Source organism: Citrobacter sp. VF227, from assembly GCF_052950715.1.
Genome location: NZ_JBRFVF010000174.1, coordinates 1 through 591, shown reverse-complemented (window position 1 = coordinate 591; position 591 = coordinate 1). Strand labels below are relative to the sequence as shown.

Annotated in this window: 1 protein-coding gene; it reads right to left on the bottom strand. The window is 65.7% G+C overall.

Annotation, left to right across the window (positions count from 1 at the left end; all coding sequences use genetic code 11):
• Positions 1-591 (bottom strand): aldo/keto reductase (locus ACU8YC_RS25740; RefSeq protein WP_446896071.1); only part of this gene is annotated, 591 nt, incomplete at both ends.

The window sequence follows — 591 nt, the reverse complement described above, 5'->3', positions numbered from 1 at the left end:
ATGTAGCGCGGATTGGAGGTGGCCGGAATGACCGCCGTCACCGCCGGCTCGGCGAGGATGAACTTGAGCAGCAGCTGCGCCCAGGAGCTGGCGTCGATCTCGGCGGCCCAGTCCGGCAACGGCTTGTCCCGGACCTTCGACAGCAGGTTGCCGCGGGTAAAGGGTCGGTTGATCAGGGTGGCGATGCCGTTGTCGGCACAGTAGGGCAGCAGCTGCTTCTCGGCGTTGCGCTCGCTGACCGAATAGTTGAACTGCACGAAGTCGACCTGCTCCTGTTTCAGCGTGTCCAGCAGGCGATCGTGGGCCGACTCCACATAGTGCGTCACGCCGATGTAACGCACCCGCCCCTCCTGCTTGAGCTCGCGCAGCAGGCCGAGCTGGGTGCGGGTGTCCTGCAGGTTGTGCACCTGGATCAGGTCGATGGTGTCGGTCTGCAGTGCCCCGAAACTCGCCTCGATCTGCGCCAGGCCGCGCTCGCGTCCGGTCAAGGACACCTTGCTGGCGAGAAAGACCTTGTCGCGCTGGCCCAGGCGCTTGACCAGTTCGCCGACGACGCGCTCGGCATTGCCGTAGCTCGGCGCGGTGTCGATC